Below are 24,124 nucleotides of genomic sequence, written 5' to 3'. Positions count from 1 at the left end.
CCGGGCTTTTCATGATTGAAATTCGCAACCTCTACAAACGCTATCACAACCACCATGGCAGCCCCTGGGTGCTCAAGGACATCAATCTGACCTTCCCGCCAGGGGTGAGCGTGGGCCTGGTGGGGCGCAACGGGGCCGGCAAGTCCACCCTACTGCGACTCATTGCCGGGATGGACCACCCCGAGCGCGGCAGTATCCAGCGCAGCTGTCAGGTCTCCTGGCCCATTGGCCTGGCGGGAGGCTTTCAGGGCTCGATGACCGGGCGGCAGAACGTCAAGTTCGTGGCACGCGTGCACGGCGGACGCAACAAGGAACAGGAAATCATCGACCGAGTGCAATCCTTTGCCGAGATCGGCGATGCCTTCGATGAACCCATCAAGACCTATTCCTCGGGCATGCGCGCTCGCCTCAACTTCGGTCTTTCGTTGGCGTTCGACTTCGATGTCTACCTGTCTGACGAGGCCACTTCAGTGGGTGACCGCGCCTTCAAGGCCAAGGCCACCAAGGCGTTCAAGGAGAAGGTCGGCAAGGCCAGCCTGATCATGGTGTCCCATGGCGAATCCATGCTGAAGGACCTGTGTCAGGCCGGTATCTATCTGCATGACGGGCAAGCCACCTGGTACGACGATGTGGAAGATGCCATTGAGGCCTATCACATCGACACCGATAGTCAGAATCCGGACTACCCCCTGGGAACACCGGTAGACGCCAGGCGTCTGCCCGAACCGACTTCACTGGCCGAAGCCGAGCAACAACTGCAGCAACGCCAGGAAGAACGGCAAAAGGCCAAGGCCATGTTCGACGAGGCCAAAGAGAAGGCGCTGATTCCACGCCAACGCAAGATATATGGCGACGCCTACCGTGAGAGCGAACATCAGCTGGAAGACGCCCAGACGCAGCTGGAAGCCTTCAAGAGCGACCAGACGGCCCGATAATTCTTGCCCGCTGGCTTATCATTGTCACACCGCAAACCGGTAAATGGCCGCAAGAGAGCTTGAAGGCCCACGCCTTCAAAACCTCGCAACGCCCGGCCGGCAGGTTGGTGTATTCACGTATTCAGGTTTGTTATTCCCTATGGCCTCACAACATCGCACCAGCAATATCTTCAAGACACAGCCACACTGGATCATTGCCGGGGTGGCTATTTTATTAGTGGCATTCTATTGGATGCTCTGGGCCGAAGACCGGTATGTCTCGCGTGCCACCGTGGTACTGGAAAGCCCGCAGCTCAGCGAACCCGATTTGAGCATGTCGTCCCTGTTCGGAGGCAGTAGTGGCGATACCGACCTGTTGCTGCTGCGTGAGTACCTGCTCTCGGTGGATATGCTCAAACAGGTCCAAGAGCAGCTCGACTTCCGCCAGCACTACACCGAGCACGGCGATGTCTTTGCCCGCCTCGGTGATGCCAATGCGCCCATCGAGTCGCTTCATGAGTACTACCAGAAGCGCGTCACCATCGAGATGGATGAGTATTCCGGTGTACTGAATGTCGAGGTTCAGGCCTACACGCCGGAATTTGCTCATCAGGCGGTGCAGCTGTTGCTGGATGCCGGCGAACAGCACATGAACCAGATGGGCCAGCGCCTGGCACAAGAGCAGGTAACCTTCCTGGAAACCCAGCTTGATCGGCTCAATGAGCGCCTGAAAGAGGCCCGCACCAACCTGCTGGAATTCCAGAACAAGGAAGGCCTGGTAGCGCCCGAGCAGACAGTGACGAGTATTAATCAGGTAGTAGCCACTCTGGAAGGTAACCTGGCCCAGCTCAAGGCCCAGCGCCAGGCGCTCTCCAGTTACCAGAGTGCCCGCTCCGCGGAAATGCAGCGCGTGCAGAGCGAAATCAGCGCCATGCGCGAGCAGATCCAGGAACAGCGTGACCGCCTGGCCCAGGCCACCGGCGAGTCCCTGAACCGCGTTTCCTCCGAGTACAAGACGCTGGAACTCCAGGCCCAGTTCGCCCAGGAGACCTACTCCAGCGCGCTCTCCGCACTGGAAAACACCCGCCTTGAAGCCGCCCGCAAGCTCAAGCAAGTAAGCGTGCTGCAAAGCCCGCTGATGCCGGAATACCCCACCAAGCCGGACCGCCTCTACAACACCACCGTGTTCGCGCTGGTCACCATCTTCCTGGCCTTCATCTTCAGCATGCTGGTAATGATCATTCGCGATCATCGTGACTAACTTCAAAGATCCACTGGTTTTTTGTGAAGGCATTAATATCAAATATAATTTATAAACTCTTTCTGTTTTAAAAAATATATCGGTTGTATTTATCTAGTCTTCATAAATATAGTGAAAACAGTTTGGTTTATTTGTTTTTATTGAAGCTGACAAGCTACTTACGGCTCAGAAAAATAGCAAAGTACTGAGAAAGCTTGAGCGCGTTAAGTAAAGTTATATTAATGATAATTATCAAAATAATATTTAAGGCATATGAATATGGTAGTCTCCATCGAGAATCTGGATATAAATTATTACAAAAAAAAATACGGTGACCTTTCCGGTTTTTCAGATGAAGAACTAAAAAATCACTGGTATTATTTCGGAGCTCATGAGGGACGTCTATGCTCTGAGTTACAGGAATGTGATTATACCCCCTTGACCGATAATGTTTTAGAACTATTGCAGCCTCCGTTTTCTGAGAGGTTTGTATGGAAAGTTGTTCAGGGAAATAGCATTAGGTTAAAGGGAAATGAGCTTGGCGGTTGCGGCCCATCATTAGGTAGTCGAGTGAGAAACTTTAAATCTATAGACGAAACCACCCATGACATAGAAAGTAAAGCGCATGAGACTGTTGAGGATGACCAAGATGAAGATGAGCTTTTTGGGGATTGGCGAGAAGAAGATGAGCTTTATGAGGATGAGCTAAACGAAAGTGAGCTTTTTGAAGATGAGGCTTATACTGATACTCCCTTTGTCACAGTGTCTTCTGGAGAAAGTGGAAAGAGTGTAGATCCTAAGGAAGCTTTTGATGCCTTCTTTTACGTGAGTTTTTATAATGAGTTAAAGGGGACCGCCTGGGAAAGTAATGACATGCTCTATGCTCACTATAAAGCTCATGGTGAGCCAGAGGGTAGGGTTCTCAATATATACCACTGGCTGAGTAATAATTCGCTTCCGGTTTATTTCTTTCCCTTAGGTTTGTCCCTGAAGGGCGTGCTCGAACTGAATTTGAGCGTTGGTATCGAGGTTGGGCTGAACCAGCTATTAGCTGTTTTTAATGGGAATGCCAACATACCCGTAAAATTCTATGAAGATGACGCCAAGAATTCACTGCATTATATCTGCATGGCGAGATATTATCTGGCAGCGGGCTGGGAAGAAAAGGGGGTAAATCTTCTTAAGTCGTCGTGTAAGTATCTTGCTACAGCTGAAGCCTTGGAGCTTTTGGGTAACTTTCATTACAAGTATAAGCAATACCGTCTTGCTCTAGGGTATTATAATGCTGCAAGGAGTTGCAGTAATCCAAGTAAATGGCTATTTATCAACCTTGCCAAGTGTCTTGCTTCTTTGAAGCAATACGAGAAAGTGTTTCATGCTTTGGCTGAGGGGGTTAAGAAATATCCCGATTTCACCCATCAGGTTGATGTACTTGATGAGATTGCTGAGTCAGCATGGGCCGAAGTTTATCCAGCTTTAATGACTTATGTTGATCAAGGCGATCGTGATCAGCTTGTATTGGCTTGTAATACCTTTACCCATCATCTTTATAATGCTTATTTACAGGCTGCTGGGTGTGATGAGCATCCGTCTCTCAACAGTGGTTTGAATCACGATAAAATATTGATCGTTGGTGACTTTCAAATAAACCAGTGTGCTCGTTACCGGATTAACCAAAAAATCGAGCAGTTGGAGTCAGTAGGGCGAGTAGTGAAAGCTATTGACTGGACGGAAATTGGAAATTACTCCGCCGCTATTGCAGCCCATGATATCATTATTTTCTACCGAGTGCCTGCGGTCCCCCAGGTCCTCAAGGCAATGGCTCAGACCAACGCTGGGGGTAAACTCTCCCTTTTTGAAATCGATGACCTCATATTTGATGTGGACTACCCGCCACAATTAGAAAGTTACGGTGGATATGTAACTCTTGAAACACATCGTGAACTTACCCGTGGCATGTCTCTGCTTCATGCTGCTGCGAAATTTTGTCGAATAGGTATTGCTTCAACTGAGCCACTAAAGGAGCGACTTGAAGGGCTTGTTTTTGACGGCAAGTGTATCCTGCACAGAAATGGGCTTGATACTTTGAACGCCTCCGGTTCAGCAGGCTCCGTAGCTAAAGAAAAAAATACAGTTGATATTTTTTATGGTAGTGGCACACAGGCAGATAACCAGGGTTTTCTAGAACTGGCGCTTCCCGCCATCAAGAAGCTTTTAGCAAGACACCCAAGTCTTCGACTCGTGATTGTTGGCTACCTAAAAATGCCGTCAGGTTTTCTTGATGATTTTGGTTCTCAAGTCTCCATTATACCTCCATTGGAGAGCGTGGAAGCGTACAGGTCACTGTTGCGTCAGGCTGATATTAACCTTGCCGTATTAGTCAGTGACCCTGTCAATGACTGCAAGTCAGAACTTAAGTGGTTTGAGGCAGCCTGTTTTGCCGTTCCGTCTGTCGTCAGCTCCACGCGCAATTACCGTGATGTGATTCATCATGGGGAAGATGCTTTGCTGGCTGGCAACGCGGATGAGTGGGAATCCTCGATCTCACGCTTGGTGGAAAGCCCTGAATTACGTAAAGAGATCGGAGGTAAAGCTCAGGTACGTACTCGTAAAGAGTATTCGTTACCAGTTCTCGGCCAGCACCTGGTTGATCAGCTTCTTGAACATTACCAACAACTTCTGGTTGGTGGTTCAAACAACGTTAATAATAATATCACGCCTAGCCAAGCCAGTGAGCGACCAAGACGCAAGATTGCCTTGGTGAATGTTTTCTTTCCACCTCAATCCATTGGTGGTGCTACCCGGGTTTTGGCCGACAATTTCAAGTCTTTGCGAAAGTCATATAACGAGGATTTTGACCTGGTAGTATTTACGGGTGATGCGGAGTGTAGAAAACCACACCAAATGAGTGTATATCGCCATGATGGTGTTAACGTTTATCGAGTTACCACTTTTTTCCGCGAACACATGGACTGGCACGCTCAAGACCCCAAAATGAGAGAGCTTTTTGCAGAATTCCTTGAATGTGAAAAGCCCGATCTTGTCCATTTTCACTGCGTCCAGAGATTAACAGGTTCTGTAGTCGAGGCATGTCGTGACGTAAATATTCCATACTTGGTTACCGCTCACGATGCCTGGTGGATTTCAGACTTCCAGTTCTTGGTTGACCAGCATGGCAAAGTGTATCCGGAGGGGCATCCGGACCCATATTCAGTATATGAGCTGCCTTCTGGAATAAGTCACGGGGCTTCTCTTGAGCGAAAGATGTATCTTAAATATTTACTTGCAGATGCTCGCAAAGTGCTGACGGTCTCCAGCTCCTTTGCAGATATATATCGCAAAAATGGTATACCTGATATTGAAGTGACTCCAAATGGCATTTCCGATGACATTGAATGGACACGCAAGGACACGCAATATACGAGCCGCATTGTGGGTGGCCATGTGGGTAATATGACAGAACACAAGGGTTACCACCTCCTTAGACAAGCAGTTCTTGAAGTCCAGCCTGACAATATGGAATTCCTGGTTGTCGATCATTCGCAGGAAGAGGGCTACGAATCTTTTGAATACTGGGGCCAGGTCCCCATCCGCTTTATCGGTCGTGTCAGCCAAGACAATATTGTGGCTCTATATCGTCAAATTGATGTGCTTTTTGCACCATCAACAGGGCCCGAAAGCTTTGGCCTTGTTACCCGAGAGGCTGCCTCTTGTGGTTGCTGGGTAGTGGCTTCCAGCTTGGGTGGTATTGGTGAAGATGTAATTGATGGGGTTAATGGAAACATCATCGAGCCTAAAGCTGATGCGTTAAGATCTACAATTATCGAGTTAAATAAATTCTCTAAAAACCAAGTTGTTGATTCTGGCCATATTGTACTTTCAAGTGAGCAGACGAGAGGGTTGGTATCAAAGTACTACAGTTCTACTTGATTTTTTGTGCTGAGTTTTTACCTTAAGCTAAGTGTATACCCTTCTTTGTTATTTGGTTTTAACGGGTTTTCGTTAGACTCTAAGTTCTTAAAAGATGATTATATATGCTTCTCAACTTATAATATTTGCATGGTGAATTTTTTTATTATTTTTCTTAAAGCAACCGGCTGGTAATCTTTTGGAGAGGTAGAGGTTGGTTCATTAGACCTTTCCGTCACCTTTTTCTCCTTGTCTCCGTTCTTATTGCTGTCTCTCTTGAGTGATTAAGGATGTGCTGTGGCAGATATGATCGATACTTCAGTTGATAAACAACCTATTATGTGTTATTCCTTATTTAAGTGCTGCAAGGGTTTTCTATAAATAATGCATTTGTTATATACATAAGATATATTTTATTGCTGATTATTTTTTATCAGGTAGCGTATATGCACCTCTTTTTTTAATAATCTATAGATTTGGGTTGTACCTTGAAAGTTTTATTCCGTATTCCCTGGTCTTTCAATGTTATTGATTTTAAAGTGGAAAAATGGGCTTGGTTAGTAAATAAAGGTTTATATTATGAAATATTTAATTACTGGAGCTGCCGGCTTTATCGGCTCGGCGGTGGTTCGTGAGCTGATCCAGAATTCCAGTCACCATGTCGTCAATGTCGACAAGTTGACCTATGCGGGCAATCTGGAGTCCCTGGCCTCGGTCGAGTCGGATGAGCGCTACCATTTCTTGCAGGCGGATATCGGAGATATCGAGGCCATGACCGAGGTGTTTGAGAAACATCAACCGGATGTGGTGATGCACCTGGCGGCGGAGAGCCATGTCGATCGCTCCATTGATGGCCCGGCCGAGTTCATTCAGACCAATGTGGTCGGCACATCGGTACTGCTGGAAGTGGCCCGCAAGTATTGGCTTGGCCTGAAGGAAAGTCAGCCCGGGAAGGCGGCGGGCTTTCGCTTTCACCATATCTCCACCGATGAGGTGTATGGCGATTTGGAAGGCACGGATGATCTCTTCACCGAGACCACGCCGTATGCACCCAGCTCGCCGTATTCGGCCAGCAAGGCCAGCTCCGATCATCTGGTGCGCGCCTGGCATCGTACCTATGGCCTGCCCACGCTGATCACCAACTGCTCCAACAACTATGGGCCTTATCACTTCCCCGAGAAGCTGATACCGCTGATGATCCTCAACGGCCTGGCGGGCAAGCCGCTGCCGGTCTACGGCGATGGCATGCAGATCCGCGATTGGTTGTACGTCGAGGACCATGCCCGTGCGCTGATCAAGGTCGCGAGCGAGGGAGAAATCGGCGAGACCTACAACATCGGCGGGCACAACGAGAAGGCCAACATCGAGGTGGTGCGCACGCTATGTGACCTTCTGGATGACCGCGTTGGCACCTCACACCTGGCGCCGAACACCACACACCATGACCTTATCACCTATGTGGCGGACCGCCCGGGCCATGATGTGCGTTACGCCATTGATGCTTCGAAGATCGAGCGCGAGTTGGTCTGGACGCCTGCCGAGACCTTTGAAACCGGTATGGCCAAGACGGTGGATTGGTACCTCACCAACCGCGAATGGTGGCAGCGCGTGCTGGACGGCAGCTATCGTGGCGAACGATTGGGAGTGTTGTGATGAAGGTTCTGATCACGGGGGGCAACGGCCAGGTTGGCTTCGAGCTTCAGCGCCGTTTGTCCACCCTGGGCGAGATCGTGGCGCCGAGCCGCGCCGAGCTGGATCTTTCCGATGAAGCGGCGGTTGGGCAGTATCTCGCGACGCTTGAGCCGGACGCGATCGTTAACGCCGCGGCCTACACCGCCGTGGACAAGGCCGAGTCCGAGCCGGAGCTGGCACGCCGCCTCAATGCCGAACTGCCCGAACAGTTGGCCGCTTATGCCGCCTCGCGGGGCGTTGCGTTGGTTCACTATTCTTCGGATTACGTCTACCCCGGTGATGGCGATAATGCCTGGAGCGAGGAGAGCGGCACTGGCCCCGCTTCGGTTTACGGCGAGACCAAGCTGGCCGGGGATCAGGCCGTGATGGCCAGTGGTTGCCGGCATCTCATCTTCCGTACCAGTTGGGTGTACAGCGCACGTGGTCACAACTTCATGAAGACCATGCTGCGCCTGGCGCGGGAACGCAGTGCCCTGAAGATTGTCAATGACCAGATCGGTGCGCCCACGCCGGCCCGTTTGATTGCCGATGTTTCCCTGATGGCGCTGCTGGGCCTGCAGCATGGTCGGGTCGAGAGTGGCCTGTATCATCTGGCGCCTCGCGGCGAGACGAGCTGGCATGGCTTTGCCAGCGAGATTTTCCGCCTGGCAGATGAGGCAGGGGAGGTGCTGGTGGTCGAGCCGGCCCAGGTAGCCGGCATTCCCACCAGTGAGTATCCTACGCCCGCCGCTCGGCCTCTGAATTCGCGGCTCCAGCTCGAGAAGCTGGAAAAAGCCCTGGCCATACGGCTGCCCGAGTGGCGCGCCCAACTGGCGCTCACGCTCGATGAACACCTTGGCCGCTGATCGGCCAATGCCCGGCAGGCGCGTGATCGCCGCTTTGTCGGGTGGATCTTATGAAGAACATGAAAAGGAGAGATAGTATGGCGCGCAAGGGCATTATTCTGGCGGGGGGCTCCGGCACCCGCCTGCACCCGATTACCCATGGTGTTTCCAAGCAGTTACTCCCGGTGTATGACAAGCCGATGATCTATTATCCGGTCTCGGTGCTCATGCTGGCCGGCATTCGCGAGATTCTGATCATCTCCACCCCGGAAGACCTGCCCCAGTACGAGAACCTGCTGGGCTCCGGCGAGCAGTTCGGGGTGCACATCGAGTATGCCGAGCAGCCCACGCCGGACGGCCTCGCCCAGGCGTTCGTGATCGGGGAAGACTTTATCGGCAATGACCCGGTATGCCTGGTACTTGGCGATAACATCTTCCATGGCCAGCATTTCTCCGAGCAGCTTCTGCGGGCCGCCAATCAGGAGAGCGGCGCTACTGTCTTCGGTTATCTGGTCAAGGATCCGGAGCGCTTCGGGGTTGTCGAGTTTGATGATCACGGTAAGGCCATCTCCATCGAGGAAAAGCCCGCCAAGCCCAGGTCTCCTTATGCCGTGACGGGCCTGTATTTCTACGACAATGATGTGGTGGAGATCGCCAAGCAGGTCGAGCCTTCGGACCGTGGTGAGCTGGAAATCACCAGCGTCAACAACGCCTACCTGAAGCGCGGCGACCTGGTCGTGGAGCGCCTGGGGCGCGGCTTTGCCTGGCTGGATACCGGCACCCACGACAGCCTGCTGGAGGCCAGCCAGTACGTGCAGACCATCGAGCACCGTCAGGGACTCAAGATTGCCTGCCTGGAAGAAATCGCCTGGCACCAGGGCTGGATCAGCAATGAGGCCATGCAGCAGCGAGGCCAGGAGCTGAAGAAAACAGGCTATGGGCAGTACCTGCTGCATGTGTTGTCGGTGTAGTGAGCCGGGCCCTGATAGCTGACCAATGTTGATCCCGGGGGTGGTCATGGCCACCCCGCGGCGAAAGAGGATGATAGAAAATGGAATACACCCGGCTGGATATTCCCGAGGTGGTACTGCTCGCGCCCAGAGTTTTCGGCGATGAGCGCGGCTTCTTCATGGAGAGCTTTCGCCAGAGCGAGTTCGAGGAACACTGTGGGGATTACACCTTTGTGCAGGATAACCACAGCAAATCTAAGCACGGCATTCTGCGCGGCCTGCATTACCAGTTCGAAAAACCCCAGGGCAAGCTGGTGCGCGTGACCCGGGGCGAGGTCTTTGATGTGGCCGTCGATCTGCGACAGGAAAGCCCGACCTTCGGTCAGTGGGTGGGCGCCCACCTGAGTGAAGACAACAAGCAAATGCTCTGGGTGCCGCCGGGCTTTGCCCATGCCTTTTATGTCATCAGCGATGAAGCCGAGTTCCAGTACAAATGCACGGATTACTACAACCCCGGCGATGAGTACTGCATTCGCTGGGATGATGCGACCCTGGCGATTGAATGGCCGCTGGTGGAGGGTCGTGAGCCATCCGTTTCGGAGAAGGATGCCAAGGGGCAGCAGTTTGCCGATGCACCCAAATTTTGAGCAGTTGCCAGGCATCACATCCGACCCGCGCCGCGGTCTCAGTGCCCTGCACACGCGGCGAGTGAGGAAGGCTTGAGGGGTATATGAAAGAGACTTACACAGCGCTTTACGAATTCGGTGGGGCTTTCCTCGGGCCTTCACTGACTACTTATGCCAGAGCGGTTGAAAAGGCTAGCCAGGGCCAGAATACCCTGCCGGTATGCCTGGCCCGCGAAGGCTGGTTGTTGTATCGGCTTCTGGACCGGTTGCAGGCTGCGCGACTGATTGACCTGCCTACGCCGCCGGTCTATCTGAAGGTGTCGCGCACGCTTCTGTTCCGGGCCATGCTGGGCGATCCGGATGTGATGGACATGGCCCTGAGCACGGAGTTCACCGGTACGGTCGTGGATCTGCTGATGAAGCGCTTTGGCTTTCAGCTCAACGAGACCTACAAGTGCCTGCCGGCCGAAATACTGAGCTTCGAGATGGTGTTGCCGGATCACAAGGAGCGCGTTCTCAAGTGGTTCGAGCCCCATTATGCGCGACTGCGGTCGCATGTGGCACAGACCCGTCAGGCCTTGTTGGATTACTTCACCAACACCGGCCTGGCCACTGAGGGTGTCACACCCTTGATGCTCGACCTGGGCTATGGCGGTACCATCCAGAAACTGTGCACCAGGCTTCTCGAGAAGGATACCCGTGGCCTGTATTACATTGCCAAAAAGGCCGGCGAGCATGACGTGGAAGGGCATCAGGCCAGCATGTCAGGGGTATTTCGTGAAGGGATCAACTGGCAGGAAAACTACACCATGCTCGAGCGCTCCCTGTTGCTCGAGTGCCTGATGACAGCGCCGCATGGTCAGGTGGTGGACCTCAAGGAAAATGCTGACGGTGAGATGATGTTCTTTTATGGCCGGGAGGCCGCTAGTCAGCGTTATTACCAGGATCTCGAGGCCATCCTCGATGGGGCAATCGATACTGCCATCTACAACCTGCGCCACGGCATCCATTATACCCACCAGGAAGTGGAAGCGCTTTTCGAGGTTTACGCGAAACGCCCCGGGGCCTTGCCCAAGGCTGTATGGCACCTGTTTACCGCGGATGACGATATCTCGGGTAATGGCATCGTGAACCCATTACAAATCTTTGGCATTTAAGGGTCGTGCGTCTGGTATGAAAATTAAATCGTTTTCCAGATTCTTCAAACCGGAATCTCAAAACAGTGCCGATGAAACACCCTCACCGCTCGCCCCGGGTGCAAGGGCCGACGACTCACAGCCTGAAAGCTACAGTTCGGAGGAGGCGCAGATGGGACAGGACGATACCGAGGCGGCCTCCGCCCCCCGGCCCGAGGACGACCTGACGACCTGCTTGCGCCGTGGCCTCTTTGACCCCGAATGGTATCAGCAGACCTACGGGCGTAAGTTCGATGATATCGGCGAAGCCTTCGAGGATTACACCACCAAGTCGCGCTTTGCCCCGGTGAATCCATCTCCGGCCTTTGATAGCGAGAGTTATTTCAGGCTCAACATGGATGTCTATCACGCCCAGATCAGCCCGTTGCGCCACTTTGTGCGGGGCGGCGAGAAGGAGGGCAGGCAATACACACCGGCCATTCCGCGCTGGATGCCCAGGCAACTGCTTACCCCGGAGCGGGAAGTGGGCGAAAACGCCAGTGAGTTTAAGGTAGCTGTCTGCCTGCACATCTTCTATGCCGACTTCGTCGACAAGTACGCCGCGGCGCTGGACGAGTTTCCCGTCCAGGTGGATGTGCTGCTGACGCTTTCCGATGATGAGCAGGTCGAAAAGGCAAGGTCGGTTTTCGGTGAGCATCCCAGAGTCTCCCATGTGGAAACACGGGTGGTGCCCAACCGGGGCAGGAACTTCGCTCCGATGCTGGTGGAGTATGCCGAGGAGCTCAAGACCTATGACCTGTTTTGTCACCTGCACTCCAAGAAGTCGCTGTACTCCGGGCAGGAACAGACCCAGTGGGCCGACTACCTGACGGAGTATCTGCTCAAGGACCCATCAGTCGTTTCCGGGGTATTGAATGCCTTCGCCGAGGACGCTGAGCTGGGCGTCTATTATCCCACTACCTTCTGGATGATGCCGGCCTGGGTCAATCATGTGACCATGAATGCGCCCTTCATGAAGGAGTGGCAGGAAAAACTCGACCTGCCGTCAACCAAGGGGTTTTTGACCTATCCGGCGGGCGGCATGTTCTGGGCACGCCCGGAAGCGCTGGAAGGCATCATCAGTGAAGGCTGGCAATACGAGGACTTCCCGGAAGAGCCGCTGCCCAATGATGGCTCCATGCTGCATGCACTGGAGCGTGTGATCGGTGTGGTGGCAGAAAAGCTGGGGTATCGCCAGTTCTTCTATTACCCGCCTTCAGGGCAGTTTACCGCCGACCAGACTTTCATCACCTCGAGCTATCATGCTCATGGCATCGAGCAGCACCAGGCCGCCATTCAGGGATACCCCTGTATCAGCTTCGATGTCTTCGATACGCTGGTGCGCCGCGAATTTACCGTGCCGGACTACGCCAAGCTAAAGCTCGGCCAGCTCCTGCACGAGCGCCAATTGGTGGAAAGCCCTGCAGCCTTTGTGAAGCTGCGCAATGAGGCTGAGCTACAGGTACGCAAGGCCAAGAGCTTTCAGGGCGATGTCGTCATCACCGAGGTGTACGACCGACTGGCCGATGAGCTGGGTATCAGCCGAGAAGAAGCTCAGGGCCTCATGCAACAGGAGTTCGAGCTCGACCTGGCGATGATCCAGCCCAAGGATGAAATGGTCGAGTTCTTCAATCACCTGGGAAGCACCGGCCACAAGCTGTGGGTCATTTCGGATACGTATTACACCCGGGATCAGGTTGGCCTGATGCTCAAGAAGGCCGGGATCGCCACCTCCTTTCGCCTGATGGTCTCCAGCGAGGACCAGAAGCGCAAGGACAACGGCACCATGTGGCACATGGTCAAGGAGGACCTGAAGGCGGAAGCGATCGAGCATCATCTGCACATTGGCGACAATGTGGTGGCGGATGCCCAGTTGCCCGGCGACCTCGGCTTGCAGACTTTTCATATTCTGCATCCCATGGACAAGTGGCTCGCTTTGGGCTTTCCTCCCGTGCTTCAGGGTGACGATGCCCTGGATGAAGCGCAAATACTCAAATGGGGCAAGCTGGTCAGCCAGGTCGGACGCGCTCCCTTTATTGGTGAATGATGAAAAAAGATACACTTTACTTGCATGTTGGGTGGTCCAAAACGGGCACTTCCGCGATTCAGTCGCAGGTACAACAGCAAAGCGCGTCGTTTGCGGATAAAGGAATACTTTATCCGCAAAGCCTGCAGTGGCCGGATCATTCCCACCATCCCTTTGCCCTCTCTTTCAAGGGCAGTGGGGCCTATCAGAGTGATATGACGCCCCCGCAGGCGCTCGAAACCCTGCGCCAGGAAATGGAGACCTCCACGGCGCCCAGCGTGTTGATTTCCTCCGAGCTCTCTCCCTTTTACTTCAACAACCCGAAGTTCAAGGAGTTCGTCGAGCAGCACTTCGAGCGGGTGAAGGTCATCTTCACGGTGCGTCCGCAGTCCGAGTTACTGTTGTCGTTGTTCAACCAGCTGGTGAAGGACCCAAACATTCGCTACGGTGGGTCACTGTTTTCACTGGCCATGAGTAATATTGCCTGGCTGAACTTCCATCAGAACATGCGGCAGTGGCGTGACGTGGTGGGCCCGCAGAACATCATCGTCATTCCCTACAGCAAAGCCGTGGTGGATGACTTCTTCGCTGAGTTTGGCGTTACGGTGCAACATGTCGACGACGATGGCTCTCGCACCGTGAACCCTTCCTTGCCGACACGCTGCCTGAGCGTTCTGCAGGCCAGGGGGCGCAAAGCGACAGACAACGCCAGCTTTGCCCGCATCCGCAATGAGGTGATCGACCTCGCAAGTCAGGTACCCGCCGAGCGGGACAGGCATGTGCTGTTCACCGTGCCGGAACAGCAGTCGCTGGATGCGCATTTCAAACAAGGCAACCAGCTGCTGGCCGATGAATATGGGCTCGATATCAATAAAATACAGAAGCAGCATTACAAGCCGGTGAAGGGGTTGCCGCCCGGGATTAAACTTGAAGATTTTGCAAAGTAAACAGTGGGGGATGGCATGAAGTTGGTTCTTCACCCAGGACACTCAAAGTGTGGTTCTACTAGCATACAAAGATCCATCATTAAGAATAGGCTAATGTTGGAAAAGTTTGGTTACGTTATACCAGATCCACAAATGAGGGTCAGAGGAGACGAAGGCTTTAATCCAAATGGAGAGACGCCACGCCCGTTTTATCGCAAAGTGATGGAGTCTAACGATACCAGTGAGCTTTCAGAAAAGCTTGACCATATTCTAGCCAAAGATGAGTTTTCAGATAAAACATTTCTGTTGTCAGCTGAAAATCTGGTCAACCAGCTTAGAAAACCTCCTGGCTATAATATACATAAGGTTCTTAAGGAATATTTTTCTGAAGTTAAGGTTTTGTATTATATAAAGCCATTTGATGAGTTTTTGCTTTCAGCATGGCAGCAATGGGGTTATAAAAAGGGGAAGTCATTTGAGGGTTTTGTAGATGAAGCTGTAAAAGTTAATAATCCATCTTTTAGAATAGCTGCAGATTTTTTCAGCAAAACTTATGGCAAAGAGAATCTTAGCATATCTGTAGTTAAGAAGGACTTTTTGAGAAATGGCAGTCTCCTGGAGGATTTTTTTTACAAGCTTGGTGTGCCTAGCGATAGTCTAAGTTTGATGTCAAGTGAGAGTAATGTAAGCTTGAGCCCTGCCCTTTGTGACTTGTTATCATACTGTCCGAGCCTTTTTAAGGACATACATGATGAGTCAGTGAAAAAGTTGCTGTCATCTTATCTTGGTAGAGATTCACTGATTTTTGAGAGAATGCCTGGTTTTGTTTCAAAGGAAGTATCGGATAAAATTTCTCAATCATTTGGCAATGATGCAAAGTTACTTTGCAATAACTATATGCGAAATGCTGGACCCAATGATCTCTTGAGTTCTTCTTCTATTACATCTGAGGAAGGGTATGATGAGGTGAAGATGCTTAAAAGGCAGATGGCAGTCCAAACAGAACTGTTAATCTCTTTGATGAAGGAAGGTCGATCTCAATGACCAAGTACAACATGTGCCGCTTCAAGTACGATGTTGCTATTACTCAATGCTATCGCCTCCTCTTGGCTAGAGACCGAGCCACCATCCGGTGAAGGCGTTGCCGCCGGGTATTAATCTGGTAAAGGTGGCTGCTGAACCTCCTTCCTGAATGAATTTGGAAGAGTTAATATTTTTTGATCAATGGTTACTAGATTATGTCACAGCTTTACCTACATGTGGGGCATGGCAAGACAGGTTCGAGTTATATCCAGTCCAGTCTTGCTCTGAGCCAGAGTATCTTGCTGGAAAACGGTATCGATTACCCCGAATCCAGTTCAGCCACAAGGGCGAAAAAGGGTAGGATCACGTCCGGCAACGGTGGCATGTTGCGCTCTGTTTTATCGCAGGACTACGCACCGGCCTCTGATAACGTGTTGTTCAGTAGCGAGGTATTGTTCCACGATTTTATCCATGGAAAGCTTGATGATGTACTTGAGCAGTCAGGGGCAGGTCGCTTCGACTCCGTCAACATTCTGCTGTTCATTCGTGATCTGGTCGAGCATGCATCCTCCTCTTACCAGCAGATGGTCAAGCGAGGTGGTTCGACCGTCGACATCGAGGGAATGTTTTCGCGGTATAAGCAGCCGGAACTTGTCTCGACGTTTATTGATCGGTGCCGACAACACCCCAATGTAAGCATCACGATTCTCAATTATTCCAACTGCAAGCGGAGTGTTCTCCAATCCGTCGAGAGCTGGCTTGGTCTTGCCCCGGCCACACTGGTCACTCCTGCAATTGAAAATGTCAACCGCTCGATGACGCGCTCGGAGCTTCGCGTGCAAAAGGGCGTGAATGGTGTGCTGGGTAAATCTGGTCATCTTGTGTCAGACCAGCTTTGCAACAATATGCCTGACATCAAATCAGAGAAGTCCTTGCCCAGCGAAGATATTCAGCGAGACATGCTGGAGCGCTTGAAGAATGCCTGCGATTATGTCGATAGTCATGCCGATGCTGATCAGCGTTACAATGATGTAACGCTTCCAGTGGATGCAGAGAGCCTTAGAGACGACAACTATACTTTTACCGGTCACCAGATTGACATCGTCGCCAAGGGCCTGGCAGGAGAAATCAAGCGGCTAAGAGATAGGCAAGCGGTGGCAGCTCCTGCAGCGTCACTGGAACCGGGGGCTCTGAATTTTTCGGATTTTTCCAAAAAGCTTGAAGGAAAATTCGACCGGCGAGCTGCTGATACCCTCCGCGACCTGGCTCTGTGCTTCGAGTCAGCCGGTGACCTGGTTAGTGCGCACCATGTCATGAACCTGGCCTTGAAGGCGAGGCCCGCGGGCAAGCTGATACGGAAAAAGGTTGCCGAATACTCAGCTCGACTGCAACAGGGGTAAGGCATGAGTCGTCGCTGTTATCTGCACGTGGGGATGCACAAGACGGGGTCATCCTCGATTCAAGACGCATTGATGGGGTACGAGGACAACAATGTAGAGTACCTTAAACTCCCGAGCTCCAATCATTCTGTTCCGCTGGTTTCGGCTGTTATGCCGGATCTGCAAAACTACCCTCAAGTCAAAAAGCGTAATTTAAGCGAAGCCGAGTTGGAGGAGTTCAAGAAAAAGGCGCAAACCAACCTTACAAAAGCACTTTCTGCATCACCAGAGAAAGATGTCGTTATATCGGCAGAGTATTTTAGCCATCCCGGCAGTGTGCCAAGAAAAAACCTGGAAAGGTTGAAGGGTGTGCTAGAAAAATACTTTTCTGAAATAAAGGTTGTTGCTTATGTTCGATCTCCAGAAAGCTTCATGGAAAGTGCACTACAGCAAAGAATCAAAAGTGGCGAGTCCAATATTACCCTAAAAACGCTGTACCCTCATTATCAGGATAGGTTTCAAAAGCTGTATGAGCTCTTTGGAAAGGAAAATATCAGCCTTGTGGGGTATGAATCCGAGGGGGGCGTCGAGGGAAGTGTTGTATATGACTTTTGTGAGCGTGTCGGCATAGAGTATGGGGCAGCAAAGAGCGCTACTTCGAATGAAAAAATTGGATTTGAAGCAATGGCTCTTTTGTATTCCTACAACCTGTTTCGAAATTTTGTTAACCCAAAAAGCTTTAATACCGAATTTTCCCGAGAGTTCATGGCTGGTCTCCAGTCAATTTCAGCATCCAGGTTTAACCTAGATGCCTCTTTCATTGCAGAGGTCTTGGATAGTAATAAGGAAGATGTGTCCTGGGTTGAAGACAGAATTGAAAAAAGCTTCAAGAAACCGTCAGAGCCAAGGGGTTATCGTATTACCTGCCTGGATGATATGGTCTCTTTCATAAATAGTGGTGACGGTTTTTATGATAAAGCTAAAGAACTACCGGATTATACGAAAAATATAGTTCGACCAGAGCTATTTGAGGCCTTCCTTGAAAATTATCTGCATTCAACCTTTTCTCTTGACAAGTCCGGCTTCAATAGCCTAAAGAATGCATGGACTAAACCTGTTGTGGCCTTCCGTGAGTTGGCTAAATCCCTCTTTTATTCAGGTATGGTTACCCAAAGTAAACTGGTTCTGGATTTAGCCCTGAAAGAGCACCCTGGCGCCAAGGCCCTCCAGCAGCTGGATCAACAAGCTAAATCAGCGCTTGATGATCTGGGGGGCAGTCGGTTTGTGAAAAATGATAATGCTCATTCTGATAAACAAAACAAAAAGCCTGTTTCAAAAGATCGATCTGCATTGATTCGGGATATTGGCTTGGAGTTTTACCGCAAGGGCGATCTTGACACTGCTTTGGCTGCCACTCAGGTGGCTTATAAATTAAAACCGGCTTCACGTTTTTTACGTATGAGGGTTGAAAAAATTCGCTCTGAATTACCCACCGATTGGCAGTCGGGTGTGAAGCCAGCCACAAAACCAGAAGCGAGTGATCCGCCTCAGGGTCAATTACCAATCAAATTGCTTTCACGAGATGAATACGCTCGTATGTACGAGCCATTTCGTGAAGCCAGTCATTCGATATGGTTGAAAGAAAAAACTCGTTTCCTGGCTGAGCGAGTGAATCTTGACAATATAATACAAAGAATCGAGAAGGCGTATCAGTCAAGAACTGGTTTGAGCGTTATCCGCAGTGGCGATGGTGAGGGGAGTTTCCTGGCACGGTGTGCATCCGGGTGTGAAAGAGATCTCTTTTATCTGTGCGCCAGGGGGTCTTTACGGTTGCACTTTGGTCATCAGAATTACAAGTATGATGATCTGAATTTTTGGGCGAATGAAATCTACTCAGCCTTTGTCTCCTCGGATATCATCACATCTGCCAGAGATGAGTCGACAGTAGAGCGGCTATTGAAAGCAGGTCACGACATGGATTTCAGATCCATGGTTGGGCAGATTGCAGGTAGCATCGTCCCCTACTTGATTGCGCAACGCCATGGCAATGATGTATATCCCTCAGGTTATCTTCACAGGGACCTGATTCCTCACTACCGTAATCTTTTAAAAGGCAAGGAGGTTGTGCTCCTGGGGCCTAATGATCAAGCCTTTGCTGATGACTTTGCTACTCATTATGATTGCTCCATAACTGGTGTTATTACCATCCCGGGCCAATATACTGTCGAGAAAGCTAAGCTCAAAAAAGCTTTGTACCCCTTTTACTACCAGAGTGCTCTGAGCAGACTGTATGAAATGGATCTGCGAGGCAAGGTTTGTTTAGTGGGGGCAGGCTTGGCTGGCAAGGTGTTTTGTTCGAGGATTGCCCAGCTTGGCGGTATCGGGCTTGATGTCGGTAGCATGATGGATGCCTGGAGTGGCAAGAAAGCACGCAAGTACCATACATCCGAGTTCCTTGATGCGTCTTCTGTACAAAAAAGTTGATACCTCTCTTTCTATTCTTGGACGTTCTCAGGGAAGGTTAAATGGCTAGACTGTTTATTCATGCAGGTAATCACAAAACAGGTACTACCTCCATCCAGAAGTACTTGTTTGAAAACAGAGGCTTGTTTCTTGAACAGGGCGTCTCCTGTTTTTTGCAGGGAATAAAGCAAAAAGTGGTTCGTGGTAACCATTCCTGGTGGTTTGATCACAACAGCCTGAAGGATGGTTCGGCATATTTTCGCCGTGGTTTTGCGGAAGCTCTTGGCCGACATGCCACCACCGCGGAGAATGTCGTTGTTTCCTCCGAATGTTTTTCCTGGGTATTCGACAAGCAGGCCTTGACGGCATTCGCGGGTCAGCTTTTTCAGTACTATGACGATGTTCAGGTTGTTTTTTATATACGTCGTCAGGACAGGCATGCCGTTTCTCATTACCAGCAAGCGGCCAAGAGTTTCGCTGAACGCGAATTTTTCACTGGCAACAATGGCGCTTTACCCGACCTGACAGACAACGTCATTAACTATCTGGACTACCATAAGAAGTTACTCTTTTGGGAAAGTGTGTTTGGTCAGGGCAACGTGACCTTCAAGGTGTTTGACGACCACTTGGCTAGTGTTGGCGTTGTTTCCGACTTCCTGAGGGTGCTTGGTTTGCAGTCTTCAGAATTCCCGGAAGAGGGGGCCAGAGCCAATGAAAGCTGGGGATGGGAGAAGACCAAGGTCTTTCGCATATTGAATCAGCTTGGTGTTCGTCACCAAAGTGAATTAGGAAAGACGTTAAAAAACTCGCTTGATGATAGCGGTAAATTGTTGCCTTCACTTGAAGAAGCAAGTACTTTTTATGATTTTTTTTGTGACTCTAACAAAAAGTTGGCTGAAAGGTTAAGCTGCAACCCAGGCGCTAGCCTTTTTGAAGAAGATTTTACTTTTTATCCCGAGCATCGTACAGATTATTTTGACGAAGCTTCTGCGGATAAAGCCATAGAAGATTTGGCCCAAGGGTTTCTAGATTATTTAAAAAAAAGCTCTAATTGATTATTTTTCTTGGTTTCAATGATCGTAATTTTTTATGGTTGTTTATATTTCTTTTCAAGATGATCTTTCAAGCCCTGTTCTCATGGCGGGCTATGGTAGCTCCATGCTTCTCGAATCGTGGCCGGGCACGTGGTATCATAGGGTGGTGCAACTTCAAAAAGGATCTTCTGCTGATAGCCAATTAGGAATTTTTTGGGGTTTTGGTGGTGTTTTTATCTTGTTTATTCGGAATTACCGGCTGCTTTGTGAGGCTCTATGAAAGTTAATGATTATGATGTAATTGTTCATTTTGGGGCTCCCAAGACCGGCACTACGGCTATACAAAAATTTTGTTTGGAAAATCGTCAGACGCTGAAAAAGCATGGCGTTTATTATCCAGAGCACCCGCTTGACAGCAACAAGGTTTCAGCCGGACATGTGGGATTTTCAAAGCGCATTCTGGATGGTGAAGAAGACGAGGCCATAAAGTTTCTTGAAAAATTTGTTGCGTTGGCCAAAAAAGAAAAATGTACGCTTCTCCTTTCCAGCGAAGCTCTATATGGTAAGGCGGAAGTTGCTCGGCGCTGTTTAAAAGGCTACAAGGTTGGTGTCCTGGGGTGGTTTCGCGAGCCTGTTGATTTTTTTGTCTCCAATTATATGCAAGGTGTAAAGCGTCACGGACAAACAAGAAAGTTGACGGATTTTTGTCTCAATTTTGTTGAGGGTTCACACCCTTATCTTGATGGCTCTTTTCTGCATGATTGGGCGGATCAGTTCGATGACGAAAATTGTGACATTAAATTCTATGATCGTTCTGCATTGCCTGATTTTCCTCTTGAGTATCAACTCCTGAGTTCCCTTGGTATCGATTCCTCAAAATGGTCTGCCTTTAATAAGGAAGAGGGGTTTGTCAACCGAAGTTATGTCAGCTCTGCTCTTGAGTTAAAGCGGCTCATCAATAATGTGGTTGGCGACAGCCATGCATCCTTGAATAAAGAAGTTGACGTTCTGCTACAAGAGTACTCCGACCAAACCAATGAACCACACTGGCAAGCGCGTAACGAACTTGATGATGAGCTTTCCACAAAACTTTTCCAGAAATTCGAGAAAACTAATCTAAAGCTTAAAAATCGGTTCTCTAGCCTTGCATCACTGGGTTCTCGTGATCTTTCTGTCAACCAGGATAGCGACGCGTTACCTGAGCCCATTAGCCTTGCTGAGCCCCTGAAGCACATCAGGTCAAAGTCGCCTGATTCTTATCGATTGCTTTTCGAATGCGTCAAGGAAAAGATTAGTGAAGGTGGTCGTGGTTATCCGTTGCTGAAATTGGCTGACCTGATGGGCGCCTCATTCTCTGAGCCAGCCTATCCTGCGTCCTTGCTGTCTTCTCGAGCTTACACTGTCTTGAGCAATGAGAAGTCACGTGAGGCCGATTATCTACGCGAGTTTGCCTTGACGCTCGAGACACTTGGGTACTACCAAGATGCCTTGCAGGTTATCGACACCGCAAGTTCTCTTCGCCCCAAGGGCAAAGGGATTCTCAAGATTAGAAACAGGCTCTGTTCGCGAATTGACCGTGTCGCTGACGAATCTAACAAGGTTGATGGATGATGTCGGCTGCCCTCTGGTGGAAAATGCGACATCAATTCTGGGGAGGGGTCTCTCACGTGTTGCGATTCAGTAAACGCTTCCTGCGTTACACGCCCTTGTTGCAGGAGCCGCTGTCAAAATTCACCCCCCTGCGGGCCCTGGAAGCTCCAGGTGGCAAAGGCTATGCCCTGCGTTCCCTGGATGATGATCCGCAGTTTCTGTTGAAAAGCTCCCTGCCACTGCCGGGTTGGCACATGCTCGAGGTGGCCATGCATCATGACCAGCCTTCGGCGGCGGTTCGGCTCTATCTCGATACCGGCAAGGGCATGAGCGAGGAAACCAGCGTTTACCTGCCCTTGAAGATGGGCAGGGTCACCAAACGCCTGTTCTATGTGCCGGCGGGGCTCAAGGCCATGCGCTTCGATCCCATCGAGAGCATGGGGCGTTTCACTATCAGCCATATGCGTTTTGTCTGGCTGACGCCCTGGTTTGCCCATGACCGCCTGGCCCAGCGCCTGGCCAACATGCACTATGCTTGGCGCACCATGAACAAGCCCGATGTGCTGCCGGCGCTCAAGAAGAAGGCCGAGGAGCAGGGGCGGCATTGGCGGGAAATGGCCCTGTCGGATTATGAGGAAACCTTCGAGCGCGTTACCGCGCGTCGCAGTTATCGGCAGTGGCTTGAGAATCGCAAGACTCTTGGCCCGGATAAGGTCCAACGCGTCATCGACAAGCTGCCCAACAAGCCGCAGATCTCGGTTTTGCTGCCGGTCTTCAATCCCGACCCCGAGTGGCTGGAAGCCTGCCTGGATTCAGTGCTCGAACAGCAGTACCCGTACTGGCAGCTATGCATTGCCGATGATGCTTCCACGGATTCCCGCGTTCACGATGTGCTCAAGCGATATGCCGAGAGCGATTCGCGCATTCAGGTGGTCTACCGCCCGCGCAACGGGCATATCTGTGCGGCCAGCAATAGTGCCATGGCCCTGGTGAAGAGCGAGTTCGTGGCCCTGATGGATCATGATGACCTGCTTTCGCCCCGAGCGTTGTTCCATGTGGCTGAGGCGCTGCACCGCTTCCCGTATGCTCAGGTGCTGTACAGCGATGAAGACAAGCTGAATGACGAGGGCGAGCGTTACGACCCTCACTTCAAGTCGAGGTGGAATCCGGACTTGTTGCTGTCGCAGAACTATCTATCGCACCTCGGCGTCTACCGCACCGAGCTGGTCAAGCAGGTGGGGGGCTTCCGGGAAGGTTATGAAGGTAGCCAGGACCATGATCTGGCGCTGCGCTGTACTGCCGGCCTGACCTCGAATGAAGTAATCCATATTCCCCACGTGTTGTATCACTGGCGTGCCGGCGAAGGCTCAACGGCACTGGCCAGTCAGCAGAAGGATTACACCAGCGAGGCAGGGCTGAAAGCCGTGCGCAGTGCCCTGGAGGCCAACTGGCCGGGTGCCCGGGCGGAGCACGGCAACCTGCCCAATACCTACCGTGTGATCTGGCCCTTGCCCGACCCCGCGCCCAAGGTGACCCTGTTGGTGCCCACCCGGGATCGGGTCGAGATCCTGCGGCCCTGTGTCGATGCGATTCTCGAGCGCACCGATTATCCTGATCTGGAACTGCTGATTCTGGATAACCAGAGCGAATGTGAAGAGACCCTGGCTTACATGCGTGAGGTGGAAGAGCGTGACCCTCGGGTTCGCGTGCTGGCCTGGCATGAGCCGTTCAACTACTCCGCGATCAACAACTTCGGCGCCCGCCAGGCGCAGGGCGAGATTCTCGCGCTGGTCAACAACGATATCGAACCGATCAAGGAAGACTGGCTGCGTGAGATGGTCAGCCATGCGTGCAGGTCGGAGATTGGCTGTGTTGGTGCCAAGCTGTATTACCCCAATGATACCGTTCAGCATGGTGGGGTGATTCTGGGCATCGGTGGGGTGGCCGGTCACGCCCACAAGTACTTCAGCCGCAATTCCCCGGGGTATTTCTCGCGCCTGTTCCTGACCCAGAACATGTCGGCCGTCACCGCGGCTTGCCTGGTGGTCCGCAAGTCGGTCTTCGAAGAGGTCGGCGGCCTCAACGAGACTGACTTGCCAGTGGCCTTCAATGATGTGGACTTCTGCCTCAAGGTCGGCGAGGCGGGCTACCGCAATCTCTGGACCCCGCATGCCGAGCTCTATCATCACGAGTCGATCTCGCGGGGCGCAGACAACAACTCGAAGAAGCGCGCCAGGGCAGATGGGGAAGTGACCTACATGCGCAATACCTGGGCGAAGAAGCTCGATCACGATCCAGCCTATAACCCCAACCTGACCCTGGTGCACGAAGACTTCTCGTTGAGGTGAGGAGG

Annotated in this window: 16 protein-coding genes; all 16 read left to right on the top strand. The window is 51.4% G+C overall.

Annotated features, from left to right (window positions below; genetic code table 11):
- The first annotated feature begins 11 nt into the window (after window positions 1–11).
- The 16 genes from QWY79_RS15230 to QWY79_RS15155 all read left to right on the top strand — a co-directional run bounded on the left by QWY79_RS15230 (window position 12) and on the right by QWY79_RS15155 (window position 24,119).
- Window positions 12–935: an ABC transporter ATP-binding protein gene (locus tag QWY79_RS15230; protein WP_290274642.1), complete on the top strand. Its 924-nt coding sequence runs from the start codon at window positions 12–14 to the stop codon at window positions 933–935.
- A gap of 139 nt (window positions 936–1,074) precedes the next feature.
- Window positions 1,075–2,175 (top strand): KpsE/RkpR family capsule polysaccharide export protein, encoded by a 1,101-nt coding sequence (locus QWY79_RS15225; protein WP_290274638.1) that lies wholly within the window; start codon window positions 1,075–1,077, stop codon window positions 2,173–2,175.
- A 258-nt stretch (window positions 2,176–2,433) separates the two neighbouring features.
- Entirely contained in the window at window positions 2,434–6,084 is a 3,651-nt protein-coding gene (locus tag QWY79_RS15220; protein ID WP_290274637.1) for a glycosyltransferase, read from the top strand.
- Window positions 6,085–6,642: 558 nt separating this feature from the next.
- Window positions 6,643–7,716 carry a dTDP-glucose 4,6-dehydratase gene (rfbB, locus tag QWY79_RS15215; protein WP_290274635.1) on the top strand — a complete coding sequence of 358 codons (1,074 nt, stop codon included), beginning with the start codon at window positions 6,643–6,645 and terminating at the stop codon, window positions 7,714–7,716.
- Window positions 7,716–8,600, top strand: coding sequence for a dTDP-4-dehydrorhamnose reductase (gene rfbD / locus QWY79_RS15210; protein ID WP_290274632.1), 885 nt, complete (start codon window positions 7,716–7,718; stop codon window positions 8,598–8,600). The genes rfbB and rfbD overlap by 1 nt, the downstream gene beginning before the upstream one ends.
- A 77-nt stretch (window positions 8,601–8,677) precedes the next feature.
- Window positions 8,678–9,550 (top strand): glucose-1-phosphate thymidylyltransferase RfbA, encoded by an 873-nt coding sequence (rfbA, locus tag QWY79_RS15205; protein WP_290274629.1) that lies wholly within the window; start codon window positions 8,678–8,680, stop codon window positions 9,548–9,550.
- Window positions 9,551–9,630: 80 nt separating this feature from the next.
- Window positions 9,631–10,176, top strand: a complete 546-nt coding sequence (rfbC, locus tag QWY79_RS15200; protein ID WP_290274626.1) for a dTDP-4-dehydrorhamnose 3,5-epimerase — start codon at window positions 9,631–9,633, stop codon at window positions 10,174–10,176.
- An 83-nt stretch (window positions 10,177–10,259) separates the two neighbouring features.
- Complete coding sequence (locus tag QWY79_RS15195) at window positions 10,260–11,312, top strand: hypothetical protein (RefSeq protein WP_290274623.1); 1,053 nt, start codon at window positions 10,260–10,262, stop codon at window positions 11,310–11,312.
- Between the two features lie 151 nt (window positions 11,313–11,463).
- Window positions 11,464–13,377: a rhamnan synthesis F family protein gene (locus QWY79_RS15190; protein ID WP_290274622.1), complete on the top strand. Its 1,914-nt coding sequence runs from the start codon at window positions 11,464–11,466 to the stop codon at window positions 13,375–13,377.
- Window positions 13,377–14,303: a hypothetical protein gene (locus QWY79_RS15185; RefSeq protein ID WP_290274619.1), complete on the top strand. Its 927-nt coding sequence runs from the start codon at window positions 13,377–13,379 to the stop codon at window positions 14,301–14,303. The genes QWY79_RS15190 and QWY79_RS15185 overlap by 1 nt, the downstream gene beginning before the upstream one ends.
- Before the next feature lie 93 nt (window positions 14,304–14,396).
- Complete coding sequence (locus QWY79_RS15180; RefSeq protein ID WP_290274617.1) at window positions 14,397–15,326, top strand: hypothetical protein; 930 nt, start codon at window positions 14,397–14,399, stop codon at window positions 15,324–15,326.
- Between the two features lie 194 nt (window positions 15,327–15,520).
- Window positions 15,521–16,705: a hypothetical protein gene (locus QWY79_RS15175; RefSeq protein ID WP_290274613.1), complete on the top strand. Its 1,185-nt coding sequence runs from the start codon at window positions 15,521–15,523 to the stop codon at window positions 16,703–16,705.
- Between the two features lie 3 nt (window positions 16,706–16,708).
- Window positions 16,709–19,168 carry a hypothetical protein gene (locus tag QWY79_RS15170; RefSeq protein WP_290274611.1) on the top strand — a complete coding sequence of 820 codons (2,460 nt, stop codon included), beginning with the start codon at window positions 16,709–16,711 and terminating at the stop codon, window positions 19,166–19,168.
- A gap of 41 nt (window positions 19,169–19,209) precedes the next feature.
- Complete coding sequence (locus tag QWY79_RS15165; protein ID WP_290274609.1) at window positions 19,210–20,202, top strand: hypothetical protein; 993 nt, start codon at window positions 19,210–19,212, stop codon at window positions 20,200–20,202.
- Between the two features lie 255 nt (window positions 20,203–20,457).
- Window positions 20,458–21,792, top strand: a complete 1,335-nt coding sequence (locus QWY79_RS15160; protein ID WP_290274607.1) for a hypothetical protein — start codon at window positions 20,458–20,460, stop codon at window positions 21,790–21,792.
- A gap of 56 nt (window positions 21,793–21,848) precedes the next feature.
- Window positions 21,849–24,119, top strand: a complete 2,271-nt coding sequence (locus tag QWY79_RS15155) for a glycosyltransferase family 2 protein (RefSeq protein ID WP_290274604.1) — start codon at window positions 21,849–21,851, stop codon at window positions 24,117–24,119.
- Window positions 24,120–24,124 lie beyond the last annotated feature (5 nt).

Source organism: Halomonas sabkhae, from assembly GCF_030409265.1.
GTDB lineage: Bacteria > Pseudomonadota > Gammaproteobacteria > Pseudomonadales > Halomonadaceae > Halomonas > Halomonas halmophila.
This window is presented reverse-complemented; position numbering and strand designations above follow the sequence as displayed.